21 protein-coding genes are annotated in these 22,645 nt (G+C 51.2%); 13 read left to right on the top strand and 8 right to left on the bottom strand.

The window, feature by feature from the left end; genetic code table 11:
- Positions 1–364 precede the first annotated feature (364 nt).
- From MHH25_RS29155 to MHH25_RS29145, 3 genes are all read left to right on the top strand, one after another.
- Positions 365–1,414, top strand: coding sequence for an ABC transporter substrate-binding protein (locus MHH25_RS29155; RefSeq protein WP_340018719.1), 1,050 nt, complete (start codon positions 365–367; stop codon positions 1,412–1,414).
- A gap of 133 nt (positions 1,415–1,547) precedes the next feature.
- Positions 1,548–2,468, top strand: coding sequence for an ABC transporter permease (locus MHH25_RS29150; RefSeq protein WP_036606658.1), 921 nt, complete (start codon positions 1,548–1,550; stop codon positions 2,466–2,468).
- 2 nt (positions 2,469–2,470) lie between these two features.
- The gene (locus MHH25_RS29145) at positions 2,471–3,265 is read left to right on the top strand and encodes an ATP-binding cassette domain-containing protein (RefSeq protein ID WP_036606660.1); all 795 of its coding nucleotides are present in this window, start codon (positions 2,471–2,473) and stop codon (positions 3,263–3,265) included.
- Positions 3,266–3,409: 144 nt separating this feature from the next.
- On the opposite strand, the gene MHH25_RS29140 is transcribed toward MHH25_RS29145, so the two are convergent.
- Genes MHH25_RS29140 through MHH25_RS29125 form a run of 4 tightly spaced genes read right to left on the bottom strand, consistent with a single transcriptional unit; the run spans position 3,410 to position 4,552 of the window.
- On the bottom strand, positions 3,410–3,565 hold the full coding sequence (locus MHH25_RS29140) for a hypothetical protein (protein ID WP_340018718.1): 156 nt from the start codon (positions 3,563–3,565) through the stop codon (positions 3,410–3,412).
- A complete protein-coding gene (locus MHH25_RS29135; protein WP_340018717.1) occupies positions 3,565–3,990 on the bottom strand; it encodes a hypothetical protein in 426 nt (141 codons plus the stop codon). Before MHH25_RS29135 ends, MHH25_RS29140 begins: the two co-directional genes overlap by 1 nt.
- Positions 3,991–4,020: 30 nt before the next feature.
- Positions 4,021–4,275, bottom strand: coding sequence for a hypothetical protein (locus MHH25_RS29130; RefSeq protein WP_340018716.1), 255 nt, complete (start codon positions 4,273–4,275; stop codon positions 4,021–4,023).
- On the bottom strand, positions 4,262–4,552 hold the full coding sequence (locus MHH25_RS29125) for a hypothetical protein (protein ID WP_340018715.1): 291 nt from the start codon (positions 4,550–4,552) through the stop codon (positions 4,262–4,264). The genes MHH25_RS29130 and MHH25_RS29125 overlap by 14 nt, the downstream gene beginning before the upstream one ends.
- Positions 4,553–4,782: 230 nt before the next feature.
- On the opposite strand from MHH25_RS29125, the gene MHH25_RS29120 reads away from it, so the two are divergent.
- From MHH25_RS29120 to MHH25_RS29090, 7 genes are all read left to right on the top strand, one after another.
- Positions 4,783–5,280 carry a DUF6385 domain-containing protein gene (locus MHH25_RS29120; protein WP_340018714.1) on the top strand — a complete coding sequence of 166 codons (498 nt, stop codon included), beginning with the start codon at positions 4,783–4,785 and terminating at the stop codon, positions 5,278–5,280.
- 45 nt (positions 5,281–5,325) lie between these two features.
- On the top strand, positions 5,326–6,771 hold the full coding sequence (locus MHH25_RS29115; RefSeq protein WP_338707274.1) for a DUF6385 domain-containing protein: 1,446 nt from the start codon (positions 5,326–5,328) through the stop codon (positions 6,769–6,771).
- Positions 6,772–6,849: 78 nt separating this feature from the next.
- Complete coding sequence (locus tag MHH25_RS29110; RefSeq protein WP_340018713.1) at positions 6,850–9,132, top strand: glycosyltransferase; 2,283 nt, start codon at positions 6,850–6,852, stop codon at positions 9,130–9,132.
- Complete coding sequence (locus MHH25_RS29105; protein ID WP_340018712.1) at positions 9,089–11,059, top strand: glycosyltransferase; 1,971 nt, start codon at positions 9,089–9,091, stop codon at positions 11,057–11,059. Before MHH25_RS29110 ends, MHH25_RS29105 begins: the two co-directional genes overlap by 44 nt.
- An 81-nt stretch (positions 11,060–11,140) precedes the next feature.
- Complete coding sequence (locus MHH25_RS29100; protein WP_340018711.1) at positions 11,141–11,887, top strand: glycosyltransferase family 2 protein; 747 nt, start codon at positions 11,141–11,143, stop codon at positions 11,885–11,887.
- Positions 11,824–12,120: a hypothetical protein gene (locus MHH25_RS29095; RefSeq protein ID WP_340018710.1), complete on the top strand. Its 297-nt coding sequence runs from the start codon at positions 11,824–11,826 to the stop codon at positions 12,118–12,120. The genes MHH25_RS29100 and MHH25_RS29095 overlap by 64 nt, the downstream gene beginning before the upstream one ends.
- Before the next feature lie 720 nt (positions 12,121–12,840).
- Positions 12,841–13,176: a hypothetical protein gene (locus MHH25_RS29090; protein ID WP_340018709.1), complete on the top strand. Its 336-nt coding sequence runs from the start codon at positions 12,841–12,843 to the stop codon at positions 13,174–13,176.
- A gap of 263 nt (positions 13,177–13,439) precedes the next feature.
- On the opposite strand, the gene MHH25_RS29085 is transcribed toward MHH25_RS29090, so the two are convergent.
- From MHH25_RS29085 to MHH25_RS29070, 4 genes are read right to left on the bottom strand one after another with little or no spacing between them, the layout of a single operon-like run.
- Complete coding sequence (locus MHH25_RS29085) at positions 13,440–14,111, bottom strand: class I SAM-dependent methyltransferase (protein ID WP_340018708.1); 672 nt, start codon at positions 14,109–14,111, stop codon at positions 13,440–13,442.
- Complete coding sequence (locus MHH25_RS29080) at positions 14,108–15,649, bottom strand: glycosyltransferase (protein ID WP_340018707.1); 1,542 nt, start codon at positions 15,647–15,649, stop codon at positions 14,108–14,110. Before MHH25_RS29080 ends, MHH25_RS29085 begins: the two co-directional genes overlap by 4 nt.
- Before the next feature lies 1 nt (position 15,650).
- Entirely contained in the window at positions 15,651–16,646 is a 996-nt protein-coding gene (locus MHH25_RS29075) for a glycosyltransferase (RefSeq protein ID WP_243391383.1), read from the bottom strand.
- Positions 16,643–17,935 carry a hypothetical protein gene (locus MHH25_RS29070; RefSeq protein WP_100528254.1) on the bottom strand — a complete coding sequence of 431 codons (1,293 nt, stop codon included), beginning with the start codon at positions 17,933–17,935 and terminating at the stop codon, positions 16,643–16,645. The genes MHH25_RS29075 and MHH25_RS29070 overlap by 4 nt, the downstream gene beginning before the upstream one ends.
- Before the next feature lie 382 nt (positions 17,936–18,317).
- Between MHH25_RS29070 and MHH25_RS29065 the strand changes: the two genes are divergently transcribed.
- The 3 genes from MHH25_RS29065 to cydD are packed head-to-tail and all read left to right on the top strand — an operon-like array spanning position 18,318 to position 22,645.
- On the top strand, positions 18,318–19,733 hold the full coding sequence (locus MHH25_RS29065; protein ID WP_047840834.1) for a cytochrome ubiquinol oxidase subunit I: 1,416 nt from the start codon (positions 18,318–18,320) through the stop codon (positions 19,731–19,733).
- The gene (gene cydB, locus MHH25_RS29060) at positions 19,678–20,733 is read left to right on the top strand and encodes a cytochrome d ubiquinol oxidase subunit II (protein WP_340018706.1); all 1,056 of its coding nucleotides are present in this window, start codon (positions 19,678–19,680) and stop codon (positions 20,731–20,733) included. The genes MHH25_RS29065 and cydB overlap by 56 nt, the downstream gene beginning before the upstream one ends.
- 1 nt (position 20,734) lies before the next feature.
- Positions 20,735–22,645: a thiol reductant ABC exporter subunit CydD gene (cydD, locus tag MHH25_RS29055; protein ID WP_100528256.1), complete on the top strand. Its 1,911-nt coding sequence runs from the start codon at positions 20,735–20,737 to the stop codon at positions 22,643–22,645.

Below are 22,645 nucleotides of genomic sequence, written 5' to 3'. Positions count from 1 at the left end.
GTTGGCTTGGTGCAGCTGGTCAACGTGAAGCGCTAAGCCCATTACTAGCTTCTTGACGAGCCATTCGCATAACTTGCGGGTTGCTTTTTTCTTTATGTAATGTTTTCTATCACAACCATACGATGAAAGTAAATTGGAAGCGGTTCAACCATTGACGGATATCGGGACGCCCCTTAATATTAGGGGAACAATAAAACACCAACACGGGTCATGGACTTCAGTCGCATGAGAAAAGTCTATATTTGTCTGCTTTTGTCGATCAAAGCAACAATGCGTTGAAGCGTTTTTTTGTCCCGCCCTATCGTGTCAATGGAATCTCGATAAGGGTAACCACATTTTATAAGATGGAGAGGGGTTCTCACACATGAAAAAGAAAATTTGGATGTCACTGATGATGGTTGCTTCAATGATCGTTGCAGCAGGTTGCGGAAATAACAGCGGTACAGGCTCGGAATCCGAAGGATCGGGGACTACAACAGGTGGAGGCAGTGAGGAAAAATCATATCAGATTGCCATCTCGCAGATTGTTGAACATCCATCCCTGGATGCTACACGCGAAGGTTTCATCGCAGCCCTGAAGGATGCGGGCATTGAAGAAAACAAGAACCTCAAAATCGATTACAATAACGCGCAGGGTGATTCGACGAACAACCTGTCCATTGCACAGAAAATCTCGGGTGATTCCAAAAATGATCTCGTACTCGGAATCGCAACACCATCTGCGCTGGCGCTGGCTCAACAAGTGAAGGACAAGCCATTGTTGTTCGCAGCGGTAACAGACCCGTTGGGTGCCAAACTGGTGACCGATATGGATAAGCCGGGCGGCAATGTTACAGGTGCATCCGACACGAATCCGGAGGCTATCGTACAATTGGCTGACTTTATCGCTAAAAATCTGCCGGATGTGAAAACGGTGGGCTTGGTCATTAACGAAGGTGAACCAAATGCGGTGGTTATGGCAGATAACGCTGAAAAAGCGCTCGCAACACATAATATCAAGCTGGTGAAAGCACCAGTTACGAATACATCTGAAGTAAAACAGGCTACGGATTCCCTCGTTGGCAAAGTAGATGCCTTCTACATTACACTTGATAATTCTGTCGTGAGTGCGGTGGATACGATCATCCAAACGGCAAACAGTAATAAAATTCCGTTCTTCTCCAGTGATCGGGATACCGTTGAAAAAGGAGCTTTCGCAACCGTTGGCTTCAAATATTATGACCATGGATATCAGGTTGGTGAGATGGCCGCGGACATTCTGAAAAATGGTACGAATCCTGGTGATATGAAAGTCACCGTTCCGGACAAACTGGATCTGATCCTGAACCTGAAAGCGGCTGAAGCCCAAGGTATCACGGTTACGGATGAGATGAAAGCGGAAGTAAAAGACCAGGAAAACAACATTATTCAATAGAATCAATTCATAAATTTAATGAGTTATGAGATTGATTCAATAATCTGACCGGAGTGTAATCCGGCAGTATGGATGCGAGGCGGACGTGCAACGGGTTCGCCTCATTCTTTTCGATAGACAGGGAGGAAGTAGTGTGAGTATAAGCTGGAATTCAATTGAAGGGGCGATCGAGCTGGGGCTTTTATATGCACTGATGGCACTTGGTGTATATATTACGTTCCGCATACTCGATTTTCCTGACCTTACCGTAGACGGAAGTTTTACAACAGGAGGCGCAATCGCGGCGGTTATGATCTCCAATGACTTCTCTCCTTGGCTTGCCTGTTTGGCGGCAATGGCTGGCGGCATGGTGGCTGGGGCTTGTACAGGTCTGCTTCATACCAAAGGCAAAATCAACGGATTATTATCCGGGATTTTGATGATGATCGCGCTCTACTCCATTAATATGCGTATTCTTGGCGCACCGAATAAATCCATTATGGGCATGGATAATCCATTCTCAGGTGAGCATGTCATGGTGTTAATTATCATCGTGGTGCTGGTGTTTAAAATCATGCTCGATCTGTTCATGAAAACAGATGTTGGACTGGCACTCCGCGCGACAGGTGATAACAAACGTATGATTCGCAGCTTTGGTGCAAATACGGATGTGACTACCATTGTAGGTGTCAGCTTATCCAATGGATTGGTTGCACTATCTGGTGCATTCATTGCACAGCAATCAGGTTTTGCAGACATCACGATGGGCATCGGTATGATCGTTATTGGACTGGCTTCCGTCATTATCGGTGAAGCCATTCTTGGAGCAAGAACGGTATTCTGGGCTACACTTGCAGCGATCGTTGGTTCAATCATTTATCGGATTGTGGTCGCGCTTGCGCTTCAAGTGGAATGGTTTGATACATCTGATCTGAAGTTGATCACCGCGGTGATCGTCATTATTGCCCTTGTATTCCCAACGATGCAGCGCTCCATGAAGCAGCGTAGTCTGGCTCGCAAACGAACGGAAGAGTTGATGCGATCCGGGGGTCAACAGGCGAAGGGAGGTATGTGATCATGCTGGAGATTACGCAAGTAACCAAGCTGTTTAACCCAGGTACAACGGATGAGAAGACCGCGCTGGTTGGTGTGAATCTGACGATGAATCCGGGAGACTTTGTGACGGTGATTGGCAGTAACGGAGCGGGTAAATCCACGCTGATGAACATCATTTCGGGTGTGATGAAGCCGGATATGGGCGATGTGCTGATCAATGACCGCTCCATTAAAAACCTGCCGGAGCATAAACGTAGCAGCTGGATTGGCAGGGTATTTCAGGACCCGATGGCAGGAACAGCACCACATATGTCCATTGAAGAAAACATGGCGATGGCATACAAACGTGGCAAAGGACGCGGACTAGGCTTCGGAGTTACCCGTGCCAGACGGGAGATTTTTAACACGCAACTGGAGAAGCTGGGAATTGGACTGGAGAAGCGTCCGAATGCAAAAGTGGGTCTCTTGTCTGGCGGGGAGCGCCAGGCACTTAGCCTGTTAATGGCTACGTTTACCCAGCCGCAAATTTTGCTATTGGATGAGCATACGGCAGCCCTTGACCCATCACGTGCCGAACTGATAACGGAACTAACGGAGACACTTGTGCGTGAGATGAGACTTACTACATTGATGGTGACGCACAATATGGAGCAGGCCATTCGTCTGGGTAACCGTCTGATCATGATGGACAAAGGCCGAATAATTCTGGATGTCAGCGAAGAGCGCAAGCGTACGTTGACTGTCCCTGAGTTGCTTGGTGAATTCGAACGGATTAGCGGCAAAAAAATGGCAGATGATCGTGTCGTGCTGGGTTAAGACGAGGGAACACTTGTTCGTGGGTGCGGGAATCGGACAACATTTTTTATCATCATTGCATCTACAATATAAAGAACAGCCGCTTTCGGTACTCATCCGAAGGCGGCTGTTTGCACGTTGCATTGTTATACATCGTTGAACGAATCACACTTCCCACCAAGCAAAATAAGCAGTGGAGGCCATCAGCCCACCAACCGAAAGTGATCCGCTGACAGAGAGGTTAATCGCTTGACCCGGAGGAACCACGTAACGGCCAAATTCATTGGACAGAAACGGCCCTGCTTGAAGGGGCATAGCCATCAATGGGTCGCTCCTGAAGGTGTAGCAGCAGAGAAGCGTACCGTGGCTACGCTGGTATTGCTGCTGGAAAGATTGCTGTTTACTGGCGTGAGTGTGGTAGGCGATGTCAGTGTTCCATTAGCGCTCAGACTCATGGAACCACTGAAGGAAGATAACAGATTGAGTGATACCGTGATTCCGCCGGAGAGTCGTGATACGTATAGGGTTTTCCCACTCCCTGCTGGATTGGCCAATTGTACGGTGGCGATCACCGTTCCTCCCAGCAACCCCAGTGTTGTGGAGTTGGTGGAACCTGCATTGTACAGATTGCCTGTACTGCCAGCATTATTCTCCGGAGGTGCAACAATGCCGGGAGAAATATACGTGTTGGTGTTGGACGTATAGACGGGCTGGCTTAACGGGTTGAATACATTATTATTTGGCACAGTGTGCACCTCCTTTTATCAGGATCAAACTCAGAATTCCCACCAGAATAGATTAATGGCTGCGGTCTGATTCCCCGTGCCTACGCTAATGGATAATGTTTGTCCCGGTGGAACAATAATAGAGCCATTCAGATCCAGTGAATACATTCCTGCGGTGAGCGGAATACTTGCGATGCTCGTGAAGGTTCCCCCCAGGGTACCTGTATTTTGTCTTGTGGTAACTACACTGGTATTGGTATTTCCAAGTAACGTATTGACGGGCACGGGTGTGCTACCAGCAGTCACGGTTCCTCCTGAATAGATAACAAGAGTAGCTGCCGCTGTTGTGCCTCCTGTGAGGCTGGATATACGTATTGTTCGGCCCGCTTACCGCATTCAGGATCTGTAGAAGAAGACTCTGGTTGGAAGGAATTAAGGTATTGTTGGTCGTCAGGGCAAAAAAACTGCCTGCAGCAGCTGCACCGCTGTCTGGTGACGCTTCAATGCCCGGGGCTGAGAAGGTATTGGTCAGTTGAGTAAACAGGGGACGATTAGATTGGTTGAATACATTATAGTTGGTCATCTCATCCACCTCCCATAGACCAGATTAACTTATAGAGGTTGTTCAAAAAGTCCGCTTATGATTACGAAGGGTGCCTCTTGATTCGCATTTCATTGTACTTGCAGTGTATGTGAAAAGAAGCAAATGGATTGGGGACTGAGCCGTATATCTGGAAATAACGGCGGTTGCCGTGCCCGTATATCCAATCCGGGCATACGATGCGTAAGCACATTTTTTAAGGGGAAATCGAGATGAGTCGAACAGCAAAGCAAAGCAAGAAGAGATTGAAGCAACCAACTAAATATGTCAGTCGCCGCAGCTCCCGTCATTCCTGCCGCGCTAAATTGCTGAAACCCCCTTGTTCCCGGATTACTCGTCCCCGGTTCAAGCAGGGTGCTTCCTCACGCACGAAACTCCCTGGTGCTATTCATTGTTTTACAGAGCATACGTATGTCGGAGCCGAAACCAGTAGCAGCATGGATTCACTCCCGGCACAAGACACCTCATCACTCAGCATGTATACCTATGGCGTTGTGAATCGGGGCAAACATCCGGCTCTTGTACAGATCCAGATCAGCCCAAATGCCGTGGATTATGCTGTGGACAGCCAGGAGGTGGTCGCGGGAGGCCAGACCAAAGCGCTGGTACCATTGCGATTTTTGCACTATACCCGGCTTGCAATTCGATCCGTTGAACCGGATCAGCCGACCCGGCTCGATGTTTACTTTCAGGCACAGCGTATGCCGTAAGGGAGTATGATCTCACAGATTTGACCAGGGAGGAGGACGAGACACATGCCTAACTTTACAACGTTTAATACGAATCCGGATAATCTGAGAACGTTGATTTTTGGCCAGGATAGTACAGGCACAGCCCAGCCCGTCAGAACGGATACGAGCGGGAACGTGGTTGGTATTATTTTGGACGGAACGATCAGTAACATCTCAGGTCTGACCACGGTTACAATTAACGCCGGAACCATTACCAACATTCTGAACGGAACGATCACGAGTGTACTTGGAGCGACGATCACGGCAGGTACGATCAACAGTGTGCTTGGAGCCACAGTAACAGCAGGTACATTGACGAATTTGCTGAATGGTACGATCACAAGTGTATTAGGAGCAACGATCACGGCGGGAACGATTACAAGTGTACTCGGGGCAACCGTAACAGCAGGAACACTGACAAACTTGTTGAACGGTACAATCACGAGTGTGCTTGGAGCCACGGTGACCGCAGGAACGTTGACGAACTTGCTGAATGGTACGATTACAAGTGTATTGGGAGCAACGATCACAGCCGGAACGATCACGAGTGTGCTCGGAGCCACGGTGACCGCAGGAACGCTGACAAACTTGCTGAATGGTACGATTACGAGTGTATTGGGAGCAACGATTACGGCGGGAACGATTACGAGTGTGCTCGGAGCCACGGTGACCGCAGGAACGTTGACGAACTTGCTGAATGGTACGATCACAAGTGTATTGGGAGCGACGATTACCGCCGGAACGATCACTAGCGTGCTTGGAGCGACCATCACGGCGGGTACCATCACAGGTATACTCGGAGCAACGATTACCGCAGGTACGATCACCAGTGTACTCGGTGCAACGGTAACAGCGGGTACGTTGACCAATTTGCTGAATGGTACGATTACGAGTGTACTGGGAGCAACGATTACAGCCGGAACCCTGACGAACTTATTGAACGGAACCATTACAAGCGTACTTGGCGCAACCGTAACTGCTGGTACATTGACGAACCTGCTGAACGGTACGATTACGAGTGTACTCGGGGCAACGATCACCGCAGGAACCCTGACAAATTTGTTGAACGGAACGATTACCAGTGTGCTGGGTGCTACAATTACAGCGGGAACACTTAGCAGTGTGACGTCGATTTCACAGAAGAGTTTCCAGGAGTCCCAACTCATAAGCACCCCGACCGCCAACACCTTCACAGCGCTCCCGGCGGTTACGACCAGTGTATTTGGCACGTATTCTTTCTTTGTATATAACCGGGGGCCGGGTGTAAACCGGGTAGATGCTCTTGTTGAGATCAGCGCCAACGGAACGAACTGGTACACGGATGTAACGACGGTAACGGGCATTTTGTCCGGGTCAGTCGATGTATTGGTACCGCAGCGTTTTCTCAAATACACGCGTCTTTCCTACCGCTCCAGCCTAATCGGCGCACCAAGCACGATTGATGTGTTCTTCAATGGACAAGGCACATAACCCATTTATTTGTCATATAGGTACATGGAGTTCCTTTGGTGGACTTCATGTACTTTTTTGTATTGGAGGTGGTTGGATTTGAAGAACCGTTTACTTGGAATTCATATGATTGTGCAAAATGAAGAACATCACCTGCCCCGCTGTCTCGACAGCTTGAAGCATATCAGCATGGAATGTTTTATCACCGATACTGGCTCATCTGACCGTACACCCGAGATCGCTAGATTATACGGAGCAACGGTGTTGCACGCCTGTTGGGAAGATGACTTTGCCCATGCACGAAATATCAGCCTGCCTCTGGCGAGCACGGAATGGGTCCTGTGTTTGGATGCGGATGAGTACGTTACGCAGGGATTGGAAGAACTGCTGAATTATTTACCTAAAGTCCATAAAAGCATTTCGAGATTACGTATTACCATAGAGAATCGATATGGTGAAGGGATAGAAGAGAACGTTATCTCTCAGCCAGTGAGATTATTCCGTGCTCATCAGGGGTATCGATATTCGGGACGCGTCCATGAGCAGTTGGTTCGTTGTATCCCAAGTAAGCTTGTCCTAGATCAGGCTGCTGATATGAATAAGAGCGAGACCTATACAGATGAACAAAACCAATTGATCGAAACTGAACCGCTTGCTCCACTATGTCTGGTTCATGATGGATATTTGGCTTCAACGATTGCGCAAGAGCATAAGCCAAGACGTAATTTGAAACTGATTGAGCGGGAACTCGCAGATGAACCTGCACAGCCTTTTCACCTGTACAATCTGGGAGTAACGTATTGCCAGCTTGGTCAGATCGAACAGGCAATTGAAGCGTTCCGTGAATCATTACACCTGACAGAGCTGCTCGCACCATATCGACCTACACTGGTTAGGGATTATGCAAAGACCCTTGTGGAATCGGAACATTACGACGAGGCGCATGCAATTCTGGCTGTGGAAAGACAGCGTTATCCATCCTATGCTGATCTGCACCTGTTGTATGGGGAGACGTTGGAGCTGCAAGGTTTGGAGGAGCGTGCATATCAATCGTATGCCCGAGCAACGGACTGCCGGGAGGGAACAGCACGTGTTGGACAGAGTGATGGCAGCATCGCGTTAGAAGCGTCATATGTAATGGAAGCGGGTTCTAACAGTTACAGAGCCTATACTGCGATGGCAAGACTTGCACAGAAACGGGGATTCTTTAAAGAGTCTGCACATCTGTATGGGCTGGCTCTGGATAGCATGTTCACATATGCTCCGGCATGGGCCGGGTTGGCAGATGTGCTGCAACAATCCGGTAAAACGGATGAGAACATAGCAGAAACATTGCTCGCCAGATGCAGAGGAATCGAGAAATCGGGTCACGGTGATTCGATTTGTGGTGAAATGCCCCATTCATATGCAGTGACAAATGAGGATCATCTGGTGAAGGTGATTTATGTTCTAACAGGCTGTGGAGCATATGAACAGGCATTGAAAATGCTGGATACAAATGCGTGTACTGATCGTATCCATGTAGCGGATCAAATACATTGGATGTTATGTGCGAATAGGGTTTCCGAAGCGCTGCAACTGGCAGAAGAACACTGGAGCGTGGGGTGTGTGCATGAAGTCAATCTGCTTACTGAGCACAGAATGGATTGGGCACTGGCTTGTTGGACCAACGGATTACGATTATCCGAGGCATTCCTCGCAACTACGCTTCCACAAGAAAAGAACGTTTGGAAGGTCATGGATCGACTGCTGGATCAATTGATCAAAGAGCCGCGAAGCATGAAACCTGCTTCACAAGAACAAAAGCTTATGCAATGGGGTCCGCAGGCAGAGATGGTAGCAGAGAAGGTTGTGCAGCAAGCCGTAAAGACAGGACAGCTTACACTTGCTGAGCAACTGCATGAGTTGCGGGCTATGATGATGTGTGATCATTGGGGAACGACTTTAACTCGAAGGCGAAAGTTTGCAAGTCTGCTGTATCGTCAGGGGTATACCATGGTAGCCGCGAACATCCTGATTCAGTGCATGACCGAGAGTGAGCTGGATGCTGAAGGTTTGTTCTGGCTAGGTGAAACGCTGTATGCCAAAGGCCACAATGATCAAGCGCTCTCTCTGTTCGAGCAGGCATTGGAGCGGGAGCCTGATATGTGGCAGGCCCGAGCTGGAGCTGCTGTATGTTACTTGCGATTGGCAATAGAGGCGATTCGGAAGGAATTGGTTCGATCTCCTTCTTCAGGCGTACTCGCTGCACAACATAATGCACTGGAACAAAGGCTGCGAACGACCGAGGGTATGCCGTGGCGTAAGCTTTTCCATGCAAAGGAAAGGAGGAATCAGCTTGCGAGCGGAACGAATTTCCCTATGCATGATCGTGAAGGATGAGGAAGAGTTGCTGCCTCATTGTCTTGCCAGTGTCCAGGGAGCGGTGGACGAAATTATTGTGGTGGACATAGGTTCATCGGACCGAAGCGCAGAGATTGCGCAGCAATATGGCGCGTTGGTTGTGGGGTTTGAGTGGTGCGATGATTTTGCCGCAGCACGGAATGCTGGCCTGGAGCGCGCTTCCGGCGACTGGATTCTCTTTCTTGATGCGGACGAGGCGCTCGATAGGGCTGCGCGGGAGCAGATCAGGAGCTGGACGTCGGTCAGCGGATGTGACGGATTGTTTTTAAACATTCATAACTATACAGGTACGGGTCAGCAGGGGGTTACCGTGAATCCGGTTTTGCGTCTCTTCCGTAATGCCCCGGAGCATCGGTTCGAAGGTCGAATTCATGAGCAGATTGCGGCGGCGATCTGTCGTGGGAATCCAGAGGCTGCATTTCATGTGACGGACATGGTCATCCATCATTATGGGTATCAGACGGCGATTGTGGAGCGCAAAGATAAGGTGAACCGTAATGTTCGCCTGCTGCAACAGGCAGTGGAGGAAGAACCGGATCAGCCGTTCCATCACTATAATCTGGGTGTCGAGTATCTGCGTGTGGGGGAAGCAGAGCGGGCCTTGGAGACGTTTGGTGTGGCTCGGATGGGGATTAATCCTGCGGTGACCAGTTACGCGCATTTGCTGTTCAAATATGAAGTTCGTTGTCTCCAGCAGCTGAATCGCTGGCGGGAGGCATTGGATCGCATTGATGCTGCGCTTGAACTCTTTCCAGAGTACACGGATCTGATGCACCATCACGGGGTATGTGCAGAGGCATTGGGTGATGCAGATCGGGCAGAGTATTCGCTCCGTGAAGCTATTCGCATGGGTCCACCTCCCCCCATATACCATACGGAAGAAGGCATCGGCACCTATCAGACGTGGTATACGTTAGGGCGATTGCTGGAAGGAAGGGCAGATTTGGAGGGGGCGGTGGATGCTTACGTGGAAGCGGTACGTGCCAAATCGAGTCTGTTACCGCCGCTCTATCGGATATTCCGAATTATGCGAGTCTCCGGGCAGGAACATCAGATTCCAGAGCTGGTGAGGGAGCGCTTTGCACTCAGTTCGGAAGAGGCCACACACAAAGTATTGGGTATTCTGGAGCAATCTCGTTGTTATGATGCGGCTCTGCAATTGTTATCGGGTATATCCTCACAACCCTCCGCAGAGATGAGGGAGCGTTTATCTGTGGCGGAGGCGATGCTCCAAATCCAACAGGGAAGATGGAACAAGGCGCGTCTGAAATTGGAACCTGTGCAGCGGAAAAAAGGGCTGCTCGCTATCTCGTCTGCACGATGGCTCGAACGTTTGGAGTGGATCGAGGGGGAGAAAGCCAACGGAGATGATCCATTGACCTTGTGGTTAAAGCGTAGTTCGCAGGTGGGTGAAGGAACGAATGAGGAATCTGCTGTGCAGACAGGGAGAACGGTTGGTCTGAGAGCGACAAAGAAGAAGGACATGGACTCCAGCATAGACGGAACGGTTGCAGGAACAGAGTATGATGGCTGGCAGGCGCTTGGACTGATGATGGAAGGATGTGTACAGTCAGGGAGATGGAAAGAGCTGCATAGCCTGATTCAGATGTGTCGACAGCAATTGGCTGGAGAAGGGTTATCGGTGGAACAGAGCGTTCGAGTGGGAGAGAAGGAGAAAGAGATGGAAGGGAAAAAGGAAAACGGGAAGGTGAGTGACATTGATTCGTTCCCTGGGGCTTCGGATACCCTGACGGGAACAAGCTGGCTGGTGAAAGGATTGGTCAGTGCTGCGGATCATCATCTGGAGGTGTTCGCTCAGCATGCAGATGGACAGCGGCACCGTTGTTGGCCTGTCGTTCAGCATATTCGGCTGGAGTTACCGGGAGCGGACGGGTTTGAGAGCTGAGAGGGGATCAGGCAGGTCCGGGGGTTCAACTTAATTCAGCGGGCTAATGGGTGGGGCTGACTCCGTTGGTGAGGGGTGGTGATGAATATGGGTATAGGGATTAGTTTGTGTATGATCGTGAAGGATGAAGCCATTTCACTCCAGCGGTGTTTGAATGCAGTCAGGGATGTTGTGGATGAGATCATCGTTGTAGACACAGGATCGGTAGATGATACAACTGAAATTGCCCGCCTTCATGGTGCCGTTGTAATCCGAACGGAATGGAACGGAGATTTCAGTGAAGCCCGTAATCTGTCGCTGACCGCTGCTACGAAACCGTGGATTCTGGTGCTTGATGCGGATGAGGTATGGGTACAGACCCCTCAGATGAAGACTGAACTCGTGCAGTTGTTAGCGGCAAGCAAGGACAACGTATGGGGGTACTGGATACAGGTCACGAGTCTGTTGGGTATGTCTGGTGAAGAGCGTGTGACAGATGCGGTGTGTCGTTTGTTCCGAAATGATCCCCGAATTGCCTTTCAGGGCAGAATTCATGAAGAGATTGCTTCTTCCATCATGGCTCTGGCTCCGCAAGGTGTGCTTCATTCTGGACTTGAAGTCATTCATTACGGATATCTGGAGCAGGTGATTACCGCCAAAAATAAAGGCGCACGGAACATGCAGTTGATTCGTTCCGCGTTGAATCAGGAGGAGATCAACCGGAGTTGTTATATGCTCTGGCCGCCGAATGGTTTCAGCAAGCGAAGTATGATGAAGCACTCCGTTTGTTACAGCCATTATTGGCACAGCTTAAGCCGGAGTGTGGATATCACTCGGATCTGGTGCTGAAAACGGCTTACGCCTGGCGAGAGATTGGCAGCCCGGAACGGGCGCTTGCTGTAGTGGAAGCATGGGCGCCCGTGTATGAGGATTTTCCGGATTTGTTGGAGTTTGGTGCTGTACTTGAACTGGATCAAGGGAGAGAGGACGTGGCCTTGAATTGGTTAAAACAGGCTAAATCAGCTGCTTCCACAGCCACAGGTATACATCAGTCTCTGGTGCTGGGACCTATCGTAGCCTGACGCTGGAAGGCATGGCATATGAGCGGGCTGGCCGTTGGGCAGAGGCAGAAACCGCGTACACGGCGGCGCTGAGCATGCAACCCGGCAGCATGGCTGCATGGCAGCGGCTGTTGTTGCTGGCCGCAGCCACAGGGCGGCCGCATGCCATCGCTAGCGCAGCCGCTCGGATAAGCTTGCCGCCTGCGGCATGGCAAGCGTTGATCCCGGCCGCGCTTGCCGCGCATCGGCCGGAGTGGCTGCTACGCCATGCGGCGGCGCTTGCTGGCCCGTTGCGGGCACAGCCGCTTGCCGTCGGGCTTGCGCTGGCCCAGCTGGGCGAGGACGCCGCGGCTCGGGCGGCTTTGCAGCCCTGGGCGGCGCATGCGCAGCACGGGCCAGAGGCGGCCCTTGCGCTATGGGCGCTGGGCCACAAGCAGCCCGGCGGGCGCAACGCCCGAGCGGCGGCTCGCCATGCGGCAGCGCTGCCCGCCGCGGCCCACGCCGCCGAGGCGCTGCTGCTGCGCGGGGCCACGGCCCGCAGCAGCGGCCTGGCGTGCAGCCCGCCCCGCGCCGCAACGCCCGGCGGCTTGACCGCGCCCGCGCCTAGCGGCATGCTCGCGGCTGCGCAAGCGCTCATGCGGCGTAGGCGCCTGGGCCGCATGGCTGCGCCTGCTGCAAGCCCTGCCGCCTTGCGGCGCGCTGGCGTTGCTTGCAGCGCTTCCGCCTGCGGCACGCTGCGGGTTGCTGCGCGCACCCGCGAGCGTCCGCGAAGGGCTGCTTGCGCTATGCGGCACGCCTGACGGCGCGCAGCAGCCCCAAGCGGACGAAGTGCCCGCCTCGGAGCGCACCGCTCACGCGCTCCTCGCGGGCACGCTCGCGCTGCTCGCCGGGCGGCAGAACCTGGCGCGTGAATGGGCCAAATCGGCCCAACTCACTGCGCGGCAACCTGCCGCTACAGGTCGCCCGGCGACGACAATCTCGCCGGGCCTGCAAACCCTGTTGCGCCTGACAGCACCCGGCGCAGCCTATGCTGATGAATACACCAACCAGTGCAACATGTTACTGGTACACCTATAATTTCCTTTAATCTTTAATCTTTAATCTTTAATCTTTAATCTTTAATCACTAATCTCTTATTCCTAGTCCTAGTCCCCAACCTCCAACCCCTGTACATCCCCACATATTCTTGTAATAGCCCATCCGATTGAAATTGCAAAAGCAACGGAGCTACCGGTAATCGGAGCATTGCCCGAACCGTGTATTGTTCCGTTGCTAATGGGTCGAGCCCTTAAGCTCTTAATTTTCCCCTCTGCACTTAACTCAGCGTAACCCAATTTCTCTCAACCTTTGCATATCACCGCTCGAAAACAGCGGATCGGCGTGCCGTACATGTCAGACCAGATGGCATCGTCTGGCTCTTTCACATTCAGCTTATCTTCAATGGTTAATCCGGTGACAGCCATGATTGTCTCCAGCAGATCCGGGCGCATCTCGGGCACATCGAAGGTAGCAATTAACTGTCCGTTTGGTTTCAGCACCCGAGCGAATTCACGAAAAGCTCGCAGCATCGTGCCTGTATCCAGATGCTCCAGTACAGAGATACAGAACACCCGATCAAACTTACCCGACTCGTACGGAAGCTGGGCCAGATTGGCCTTTGCACGGTGCAATCGCGTGAGAGTTGATTCTGGCAGATCCTGAGCGGCTTGCTCGCCAAAATCAGAAACAATATCCAGTCTTATCGCCTCTTCAGACAAAATACGTTCATCCCAGTCACAAGCGTGAACCTCGCGGCAGTGTTCTGCAAGCCAGAATTTGAACGGATGGGAGATGCCGCAGGCTGCATCAAGGACGACATCATCTGGACGTGCAAACCGCCGGGCCCATTCATATTCGTAGGGACGGCTCCACCATGCCGGATGCAGCGGGAAGACCAGTGTGTCCGTTTTAGGGTCACTTTGCCGAATGTATCTTGATTCCATGAATTCCGTTGCCTTGGGCGTATCCATCATCCCCGAATTCCCTCCTTTAATCCTGTCTCTGCCAAAAAAGATTCCAACACCGTGCTCCACCGGCTCCGCCACCTGGACAAATCATAGGACAGTGCAGTCTCTCGCGCATAGATTCCCAGTCGTTCTCGCTCGGCCCGATCCTGTACAAGACGTACCAGTGCAGCGGTTAGTTCCTGCTCACCAGGAGGTACCAGCAGCCCATTAAAACCATCCTGAATCAGATCATTCAATCCGCCAACATTGGAGGCAATTACCGGAAGTCCACAGCTCATCGCTTCCAGACAGGCATAGGAGGTGCCTTCCGAGAACACGGTTGGAATTACGGCGATATCTGCCTGATGGTAGGCCTCCCGAATATCCCGGAAATCATACGTGCGCTGGTTAATTCGCTCCGCATGTGGATGAGTACGATGCCAGTAACGAAAGACTCTCCCGACCGTGCTGCCTTCGACCAGTTCCCCGGCAAATTCAACCTCCAGATCTGGAAAGGCTCCAAGTAGTTTATCCGCCGCCAGCATCATTGGAATAATACCCCGCTCCATGCTGATGCGGCGTGGATAGATAATGCGAATTGGGTGAGGAGAGGTTATACGGGCATCCACAGTTTTCTTTTCAACCTGTCCCTGAATCCGACCATTAACCTGATACTCAGCATCTGCTTCTACTAGAATCTCCGTAGCCCAATCCTTTGAATTCCGGTGGTTATGAGCAAACCTATACGTTTCGCCATCTGCCTCGACTTCTTCCAGTTTCGATAAATTCAAATGGAAATCTACCGTTTCTTTCTCCTCTCGTTCTTGATCGCTATCTGTATCCCCACCTCCATCTCCGTTAGCCTTACCACTGTTCGCTCCATCACGACTCATTCCACCCTTGCCTTCTACAGCTTGCACCCCTGATATAACTGCACCAACATTTTCTTCATGACTCGCCAGATCATTCTTCCATGCGACAAGCCATTCGTCTTCCTGTTTCTGCTCGAAGGTTCGTGTTGGCGGGGCTGGTGTGAAATAGGACGTATCCACAGCGTTGGGAATAAGGACAACCTGCCTTGGATCGGTATAGGTGCACGCAGCCCGGCAAAAGGTCTGGAAATGGGAATCCACGGATACAATGCGCACGAGTCCATCCAGAGCCAGTTGAATATGTTCCGCGACTTGTTGTTTGGTCTCCAGTGGCAGTCTGGGACGATCCCAGTTAATGCCGTGACAGATGCCAAGACTGCCGGGTTTGTAGGTGATGGGTTGCCACAGACAGCTGGCATAGATCACTGGGCCGCGCGCTGCTGCTGCCATCCGGTCAAAGGCTTCCGGTACATTATCCATGTCGTACGAATAACCAAATACGTCAATCTGCTCCGTCCGAGTCTGGAATGCTTCAAAATAAGAGAGCTGATGAACCTCGGGAATATGCCCGAGTCCTCGGATGACACTGCACAGATCCAGAATATAACGTTCCAGTCCACCACCAAATACACGACCGAATTCCCGGTTGTACCCGTCGGTGAAACTATGCGTCAGAATACTCACCACGCCCATCTCACGGTCCCTCCTTCCAGGGAATCAGCCGAGGTTCCGGATCGAGAATAGACTCGTAATGTGCAAGATTGCCCCACTCACCGCCAGGATCAATGCGCTTGTAACGCAAATATTTACGAACCCGGTCCTCGAGACTGCCTGCCCATCCGAGATGCTGAACCTTCAATTCCGTGCTGACCCCAGGCAATACCGTGCAGGACAAGGGGAGGCGGGGAACATGATGATTCTGTTGTGGATAAAAATAAGGATATCCAGGCATATATCGTACAAGTGAAGCGGTATGCCGTTTGTGCAGAGACCAGAGATCATCTTCCCGGTAGTGGGTCCGGCCACCCCACATATCGTAGAATCGGAATGCAAACCAGTCCGCATACTCCTGATTAATCAGAGTGCGTATGGCTTTCTTGGCCTCTGAGCTGTACAGCTCATCCGCATCAACTGAGAGCAACCAGTCGGGACATGTTCCCGCAGCCGCTTGCCACAAGGTGTTGCGAAGTCGCCATTCCTCGGCGAACAGTGGTTTCTCCAATACCTCCAGACGGACCACCTTTGGATAGGCTTTGCATATGTCCGGTGTTCCGTCTGTGCTGGCATCGTCCACAATGACGATCTCATCCACGAATTCACTCAGATCATGCAATACTTCTTCAAGGTATCGGCCGCGTTCATTGCGAACCTGGAGCATGGCGGTCAGCTTGTTGCCTTTGCTTTTGCGAACCCGATGAATGGAGAAAGGCTCTTTGAATACACTTGTTTCCTCTTGTGTTACAGCAGCATTCTGTTCTGCCTGACCTTGTGAATCATTCCAGTGATGCACTTGGCTTCGGATGTCCTGCGTTGGTTGTGCATGATCCGGGGTGTGATCTCCATTTTCCAATGCGTCTGTATGTGTTCGATCGACTGTTTCGGTTGGCGTGTAAGTGGTTTCAGTTCGGATATCCCTGTGCACCATTGGTCCATTCAACTGTTGTCTACGCTTCTTTGGGTCCAGCATCATGGCACCTCCCCAAGCAATTGCTGTACAGCATGATCCAACAGCTCCAGCTCCACAATCCGGGCCAGCGCATCTTCATCCTCCAGTGCTGTCTCAAGGAAATGTCGGACTGCCCCGTGTCGTTCCCCTCGCAGTGCCAGCGCACTGCCGGATAATTGCTGATAATCCCGGCGACTGGCATCATCCTGAATATCGACTGCATGCACCAGAGCCAGTGCTTCTTCCACACGTCCAGTCTCCTGGTAAATGCGGAATTTCCAATGTCTCGCCGTTTCTCCGCCAAGTTCGTCCAGGATACGCAGGGCGTTTCCGTAATCATCGTTCATACGGAGTAGTTCCGCTCGTACAAGTTGATCTTCTCCTGCCTCAAACCAGCGACATAACTGTTCATAATGATGCCGTTCTTGTTCATCTGCTGCACTAATTCCATACACCCGCAGGGCGTCCTCCAACTGTCCAGCCCGGGCATGGATGGCAGACAGGAATCGATAATGGGAGACCACACAATCACTGCGACCATTCATGACCGCATGGGTGAAGGCCTCTTGCAACGAATGGACGGCCCGCGGATCTTCAAGCAAGTACTCATAGGCTGCCAGCAAAAAGGATATCGTCTCATGTGCACCTGCTTTGGCACGGAGCTGACGGTAGAAGTCGGCACGTACACTGCATTGAAGCAGGGTGACGCTATCTGGAGTACCTGACAGGATCTGCCGCAGCGCATGCAAGAAGAGCAGTTCGTAGTCCCGGAGAGGGACTTCGAGATCATCCCTTTGCATCGTACCCGCAGGTGCAGGGTCTTCTCCGCCCAGCCAGATGGCACGTACGCCTTGGAATAACAGCTTCATATAACGTGTCTCGGAGGATGTGCCGACCAGATCGGCGATGCCGACGAGTTTGGAAATACTGCTCTCCCATAGCGGAGATTCTGCTTCGTTTCCAGCAGGCTCAGGGAGCAGGGCAATACATAGCTCAGGCTCCAGCGAAGCTGTAGCCATTAGCCAGTAGGGATGGGCGACTACGGCTACGGTGCGAGGTTCCAGCAATAGCTGTTCGGCTTCAGGGAGGGAGATGACAGTAATGACCGGAGGTACATCTTCTGTTTGCGTCAGGCTGCTGACATAGTAGACCTCTCCCTCGATCGACAGCAGTGCAGCAATATCGGGATAGGGAAAGGATGACCAGCCTCCTTTGCGAGGGAAGAGAACATACCGGACAGTGGGCTGTGTTGTACTGGGCTTATCCAGGCTGGCTTCGGCGTCTTCACCTGGTAGTGGTGCAGGTTTTTCCATGAATAGTTCACCTCACCTTGACTGTAATATGGAGCGTCTTCGCTCTGCATGTGCTTCATGCTTTCACTTCATATGTAAAGCCCTCACGGTACTTCGCATGATATGCCTGAGACTAACATATGGGCATTCCGTCCCAAACATGAGTATCTTCCATGAATAGATGAAGCTGGCAAGCTGTGATAATAGGCTGAATTTTATCTTTTGTGTGACCAGGATCACTTTTTTTTGCTCTAGAGACGAAGATTGTGATAATTCTCACATGTATAAAATAGGTAATCTGGCACAATACGTTCATCAACGTATTTGGCGGACAGACAGCGAAGGTGCAGCTTCAATGCCAGATACGCATACTGCGAAGTGAACAGAAAGAAGGGGTAACGGTATGGATCCGATTATGTTATCGCGTATCCAATATGCACTTACAACGATTTTCCATTTCTTTTTTGTCCCGCTATCCATCGGTCTTGTACTGTTGGTTGCGATTATGGAGACGTTGTACGTTGTTAAGGGTAAGGAGATCTACAAAACGATGGCGAAGTTCTGGGGCAAGCTGTTCCTGATTAACTTTGCCGTCGGGGTTGTCACAGGTATTTTGCAAGAGTTCCAGTTCGGCATGAACTGGTCCGAGTACTCCCGATTTGTCGGGGACGTATTCGGTGCGCCACTGGCTATTGAAGCGCTACTGGCGTTTTTTATGGAGTCTACATTTATTGGATTGTGGATATTTGGCTGGGATCGTTTGTCCAAAAAAGTGCATCTGGCCTGCATCTGGCTGGTGTTTGTTGGCACATTCCTGTCCGCGCTGTGGATTCTGGCAGCCAATTCATTTATGCAACATCCTGTTGGGTTTGAGATTAACAACGGCCGAGCTGAGATGAATGATTTCTTTGCACTCATCACAAATGGTCAGCTTCTCGTCGAGTTCCCACATACAATCTTTGGGGCATTGATGACAGGGGCCTTCGTCGTAACCGGGATCAGTGCCTACAAATTGATGAAAAAGCAGGATGTGGAGATCTTCCGCAAATCGTTTAATATCGCGATCATTATCGCTCTTGTTTCTTCATTCGGCGTCGCATTCTCGGGTCACTTCCAGGCGCAATATCTGGTGGAGACACAGCCGATGAAGATGGCAGCCAGTGAGGGCACATGGACAACGACAGAAGATCCGGCACCATGGACGGTGGTCGCCTTTATTGACCCGGATAAACAGGAGAGTACGGGTGAGATCAAAATCCCCGGATTGCTCAGTTATCTGTCCTACAGCAAGTTCTCCGGTAGTGTCAAAGGTATGAAGGAACTTCAAGCTGAGTATGAACAGACGTATGGACCGGGGGACTACATCCCGCCGGTACGGACAACATTCTGGAGTTTCCGCATTATGATCGCAGCGGGTGGTTTAATGATTGCATTGGCGCTATACGGTACGTTCCTAGCCATGCGTAAGAAGCTGGAGGTCGCTGGAAAGTGGTTTATGCGTCTGATGGTGTTCGCCATCTCCCTGCCGTTTATCGCCAATACGTCAGGTTGGATTATGACCGAAGTAGGAAGACAGCCATGGACGGTATTTGGCTATATGACAACCGAAGCCGGGGTCTCGCCGAACGTATCCGCAGGAATGATCCTGTTCTCGACCATCGCTTTTACCGCTGCGTATACGGTTCTCGGAATCGTGATGGTATACCTGTTCGTACGTGAGATCAAAGCAGGACCGTTTGCGGTCGAGAAGCCAGAAGATCACGATGAATCGGCCGATCCGTTCGGCGTGGATGGAGGTTATTCCGTTGTCACTAAGTGAGTTGTGGTTTTTGCTGATTGCCGTATTGTTTGTTGGTTTCTTCTTTTTGGAAGGTTTTGATTTTGGTGTGGGGATGTCTACAGGCATTATTGCCAAAACAGATCGTGAACGCCGGACCCTGATTAACTCAATCGGTCCGTTCTGGGATGGTAATGAAGTATGGCTGATTACGGCAGGGGGCGCGATGTTTGCTGCCTTCCCGCACTGGTATGCCACGTTGTTCAGTGGTTTTTACCTGCCACTTGTGGTGGTGTTACTCGCCTTGATTGGCCGCGGAGTTGCTTTCGAATTCCGCAGTAAAATGAAACAGCAGCGCTGGCGCAAAACATGGGACATCATCATTGTTGTCTCCAGCGCGCTGTTGCCTTTCCTGTTCGGCGTGGTCTTTGCCACATTGATGAAAGGTCTGCCCATTGATGGGGAGATGCAGTTGCGTGCAGGATTCCTCGATATTGTTAATCCGTACACCGTGATTGGTGGCTTGAGTGTAACCCTGTTGTGTCTGGTTCATGGATTGCTGTTTGCATCACTACGAACAGTAGGTGATCTTAGAGAGCGTGCCTTGAAGACAGCGCAAAAATTGATGCTGCCGCTGGCTGCACTACTCGCTGTTTACGCGTTAATGACGTATTTCATGACGGATGTGTTCGCCGTACGAGGCTGGGCTCTTTGGATCATGGTTGTACTTGGCGCAGTTTCGCTTGCACTTGCGGCATACTTTGTTCGTCAGAAGCGTGAAGGCTGGGCTTTTGGTATGACTGGGGCAGTGATTGCCATTGCCATTGCCTCGGTCTTTATCGGACTTTTCCCAAGAGTGATGGTGAGTTCCTTTGGGGCGGCATATGACCTGACTGTATACAACGCCGCATCCGGCGCTTATTCATTGAAAGTAATGACCATTGTAGCTTGCACATTGCTGCCGTTTGTTCTTGGCTATCAGATCTGGAGTTATTATATCTTCCGCAAACGTCTGAACGAGCAGCACCACCTGGAGTACTGATATGGGACGGGGGCTGATGAAGCTGCCGGGCATCCGGCCGGTACTTGCGCTGGCCTCAGCGCTGGTGCTGCTACAGGCGATGACGATCATTATGCAGGCTAAATGGCTAGCACAGGCCATAACGGCATTATTTGAAGGTTCATCCGTAACGGAGCAGTACCCTGTACTGCTGCTGTTCCTGGCTGCTTTTGCCGCCCGCTACGCCCTATCCTTCTGGTTACAACTCGTGACTTCACGATATGCGGAGAGGACAGGGACTGATCTGCGCAGACAGATGGTGGAGCAGTGGTTCAGGCTCGGGCCGCGTTATGCCAAGACAGAGGGCACAGGCCATCTGGTCACACTGGCACGTGAGGGAACAGCTCAATACAAGACGTATCTGGAACTATTTATTCCTCGCATGCTGGGCATAGGATTCACACCCATCGTCATTTTGCTGTATGTGTTCAAGCTGGATCTGATGTCCGGGGTTATTCTGATGCTGACACTCCCAATCCTGATCGTATTCATGATTCTGATTGGCCTCGCAGCTCAGCGTAAGATAGACGGACAATTCAGATCTTACAAAGCACTCGCCAACCATTTTGTTGATACCCTGCGGGGGCTGGAAACGCTAAAAACATTGGGACAGAGCAAAACACATGAAGGGTCCATTTTGCGGGTCAGTCAGCGGTATCGGAAAGCAACGATGTCTACGCTGCGCATGGCTTTTCTTTCTTCGTTTGCACTCGATTTCTTTACGATGTTGTCCGTTGCTTCCGTAGCGGTTGGTCTGGGATTACGTCTGACAGAAGGGCATATGCTGCTTGGCCCTGCGCTGACGGTACTGATCTTGGCACCCGAATATTTCCTGCCTGTACGTATGCTCGGCGCTGATTATCATGCCACATTGGACGGTAAGGAAGCTGGAGCGGCTATCAACCAAGTGATTGAACGGGGGAAAGCTGCTGAACGGAAACAAAAAGAAGCTTATGCAAACGTTGTTGCGCATGCGGACATGGCAGAGGATGGGACGGGATCTGCATCATCGTTATCTTCGGGTAAAAGGAAAGCAGGCACTTCGACCATACGTGTCGTGTTGAATGATAAAATGGCTGCGGGGCATCTTGATTCTGCTTCTGTTTCTACTACTCCTGAGCTTGTTTCTTCCTCTTCCTCAGTGTTCTCTTGGAATGAGAATAGCAGATTGGCTCTAACGGATGTACAGGTACGGCATGATGATGAAGGTCCTTATTCGCTAAAGGATGTCACATTTCAGATCATGGGTCTTGGCAAAATCGGTATTATTGGCGCCAGCGGAGCAGGCAAATCCACGTTGATTGATGTATTGGCTGGATTTCAGCTGCCTACTTCAGGCCAAGTATTAGCCAACGGACAGCCTGTGACACAGGATATGCTTGAATCCTGGCGAAGACAGACAGCAGCTATCCCGCAGCATCCGTATATTTTCAGTGGAAGCCTGGCCGATAACGTTCGTTTCTACATGCCGGAGGCATCGGATGCGGAAGTGGCGAAGGCCATTAGCGCAGCTGGATTAACCAAGCTACTGTCTTCATTATCCGGTGGGCTGCATGAGCTAATTGGGGCTGGCGGCAGACAGCTCAGTGGTGGGCAGGAGCAACGCGTGGCGCTGGCAAGGGCCTTGCTTAGTAAACGAAACATCCTGTTGCTTGATGAACCGACAGCACATCTGGATGTGGAAACAGAGTATGAACTGAAACAGACGATGCTGCCGCTGTTTGAAGGAAAACTTGTATTTTTGGCTACCCATCGTCTGCACTGGATGCCGCATATGGATCGAATTATTGTCATGGATGGCGGCACAGTGGCAGAGACGGGAACACATCAGGAATTGCTGGCACGACAAGGCGTATATTATCAGATGATTCAGGCCCAGATGGAGGCGATATAA

The sequence above is a fragment of the Paenibacillus sp. FSL H3-0457 genome, assembly GCF_037981725.1.
Lineage (GTDB): Bacteria > Bacillota > Bacilli > Paenibacillales > Paenibacillaceae > Paenibacillus > Paenibacillus amylolyticus.
The sequence above is the reverse complement of the archived record's forward strand: the minus strand, read 5'-3'. Positions and strand labels throughout refer to the sequence as shown.

Bases quoted from the DNA above. Each gene is read 5' to 3' on its own strand.
- MHH25_RS29155 (WP_340018719.1), top strand. From the start codon at position 365: ATGAAAAAGAAAATTTGGATGTCACTGATGATGGTTGCTTCAATGATC.
- MHH25_RS29145 (WP_036606660.1), top strand. From the start codon at position 2,471: ATGCTGGAGATTACGCAAGTAACCAAGCTGTTTAACCCAGGTACAACG.
- MHH25_RS29140 (WP_340018718.1), bottom strand. From the start codon at position 3,565: ATGGCTATGCCCCTTCAAGCAGGGCCGTTTCTGTCCAATGAATTTGGC.
- MHH25_RS29125 (WP_340018715.1), bottom strand. From the start codon at position 4,552: ATGACCAACTATAATGTATTCAACCAATCTAATCGTCCCCTGTTTACT.
- MHH25_RS29120 (WP_340018714.1), top strand. From the start codon at position 4,783: ATGAGTCGAACAGCAAAGCAAAGCAAGAAGAGATTGAAGCAACCAACT.
- MHH25_RS29115 (WP_338707274.1), top strand. From the start codon at position 5,326: ATGCCTAACTTTACAACGTTTAATACGAATCCGGATAATCTGAGAACG.
- MHH25_RS29100 (WP_340018711.1), top strand. From the start codon at position 11,141: ATGAATATGGGTATAGGGATTAGTTTGTGTATGATCGTGAAGGATGAA.
- MHH25_RS29085 (WP_340018708.1), bottom strand. From the start codon at position 14,111: ATGATGGATACGCCCAAGGCAACGGAATTCATGGAATCAAGATACATT.
- MHH25_RS29080 (WP_340018707.1), bottom strand. From the start codon at position 15,649: ATGGGCGTGGTGAGTATTCTGACGCATAGTTTCACCGACGGGTACAAC.
- MHH25_RS29075 (WP_243391383.1), bottom strand. From the start codon at position 16,646: ATGATGCTGGACCCAAAGAAGCGTAGACAACAGTTGAATGGACCAATG.
- MHH25_RS29070 (WP_100528254.1), bottom strand. From the start codon at position 17,935: ATGGAAAAACCTGCACCACTACCAGGTGAAGACGCCGAAGCCAGCCTG.
- MHH25_RS29065 (WP_047840834.1), top strand. From the start codon at position 18,318: ATGGATCCGATTATGTTATCGCGTATCCAATATGCACTTACAACGATT.
- cydB (WP_340018706.1), top strand. From the start codon at position 19,678: ATGAATCGGCCGATCCGTTCGGCGTGGATGGAGGTTATTCCGTTGTCA.
- cydD (WP_100528256.1), top strand. From the start codon at position 20,735: ATGGGACGGGGGCTGATGAAGCTGCCGGGCATCCGGCCGGTACTTGCG.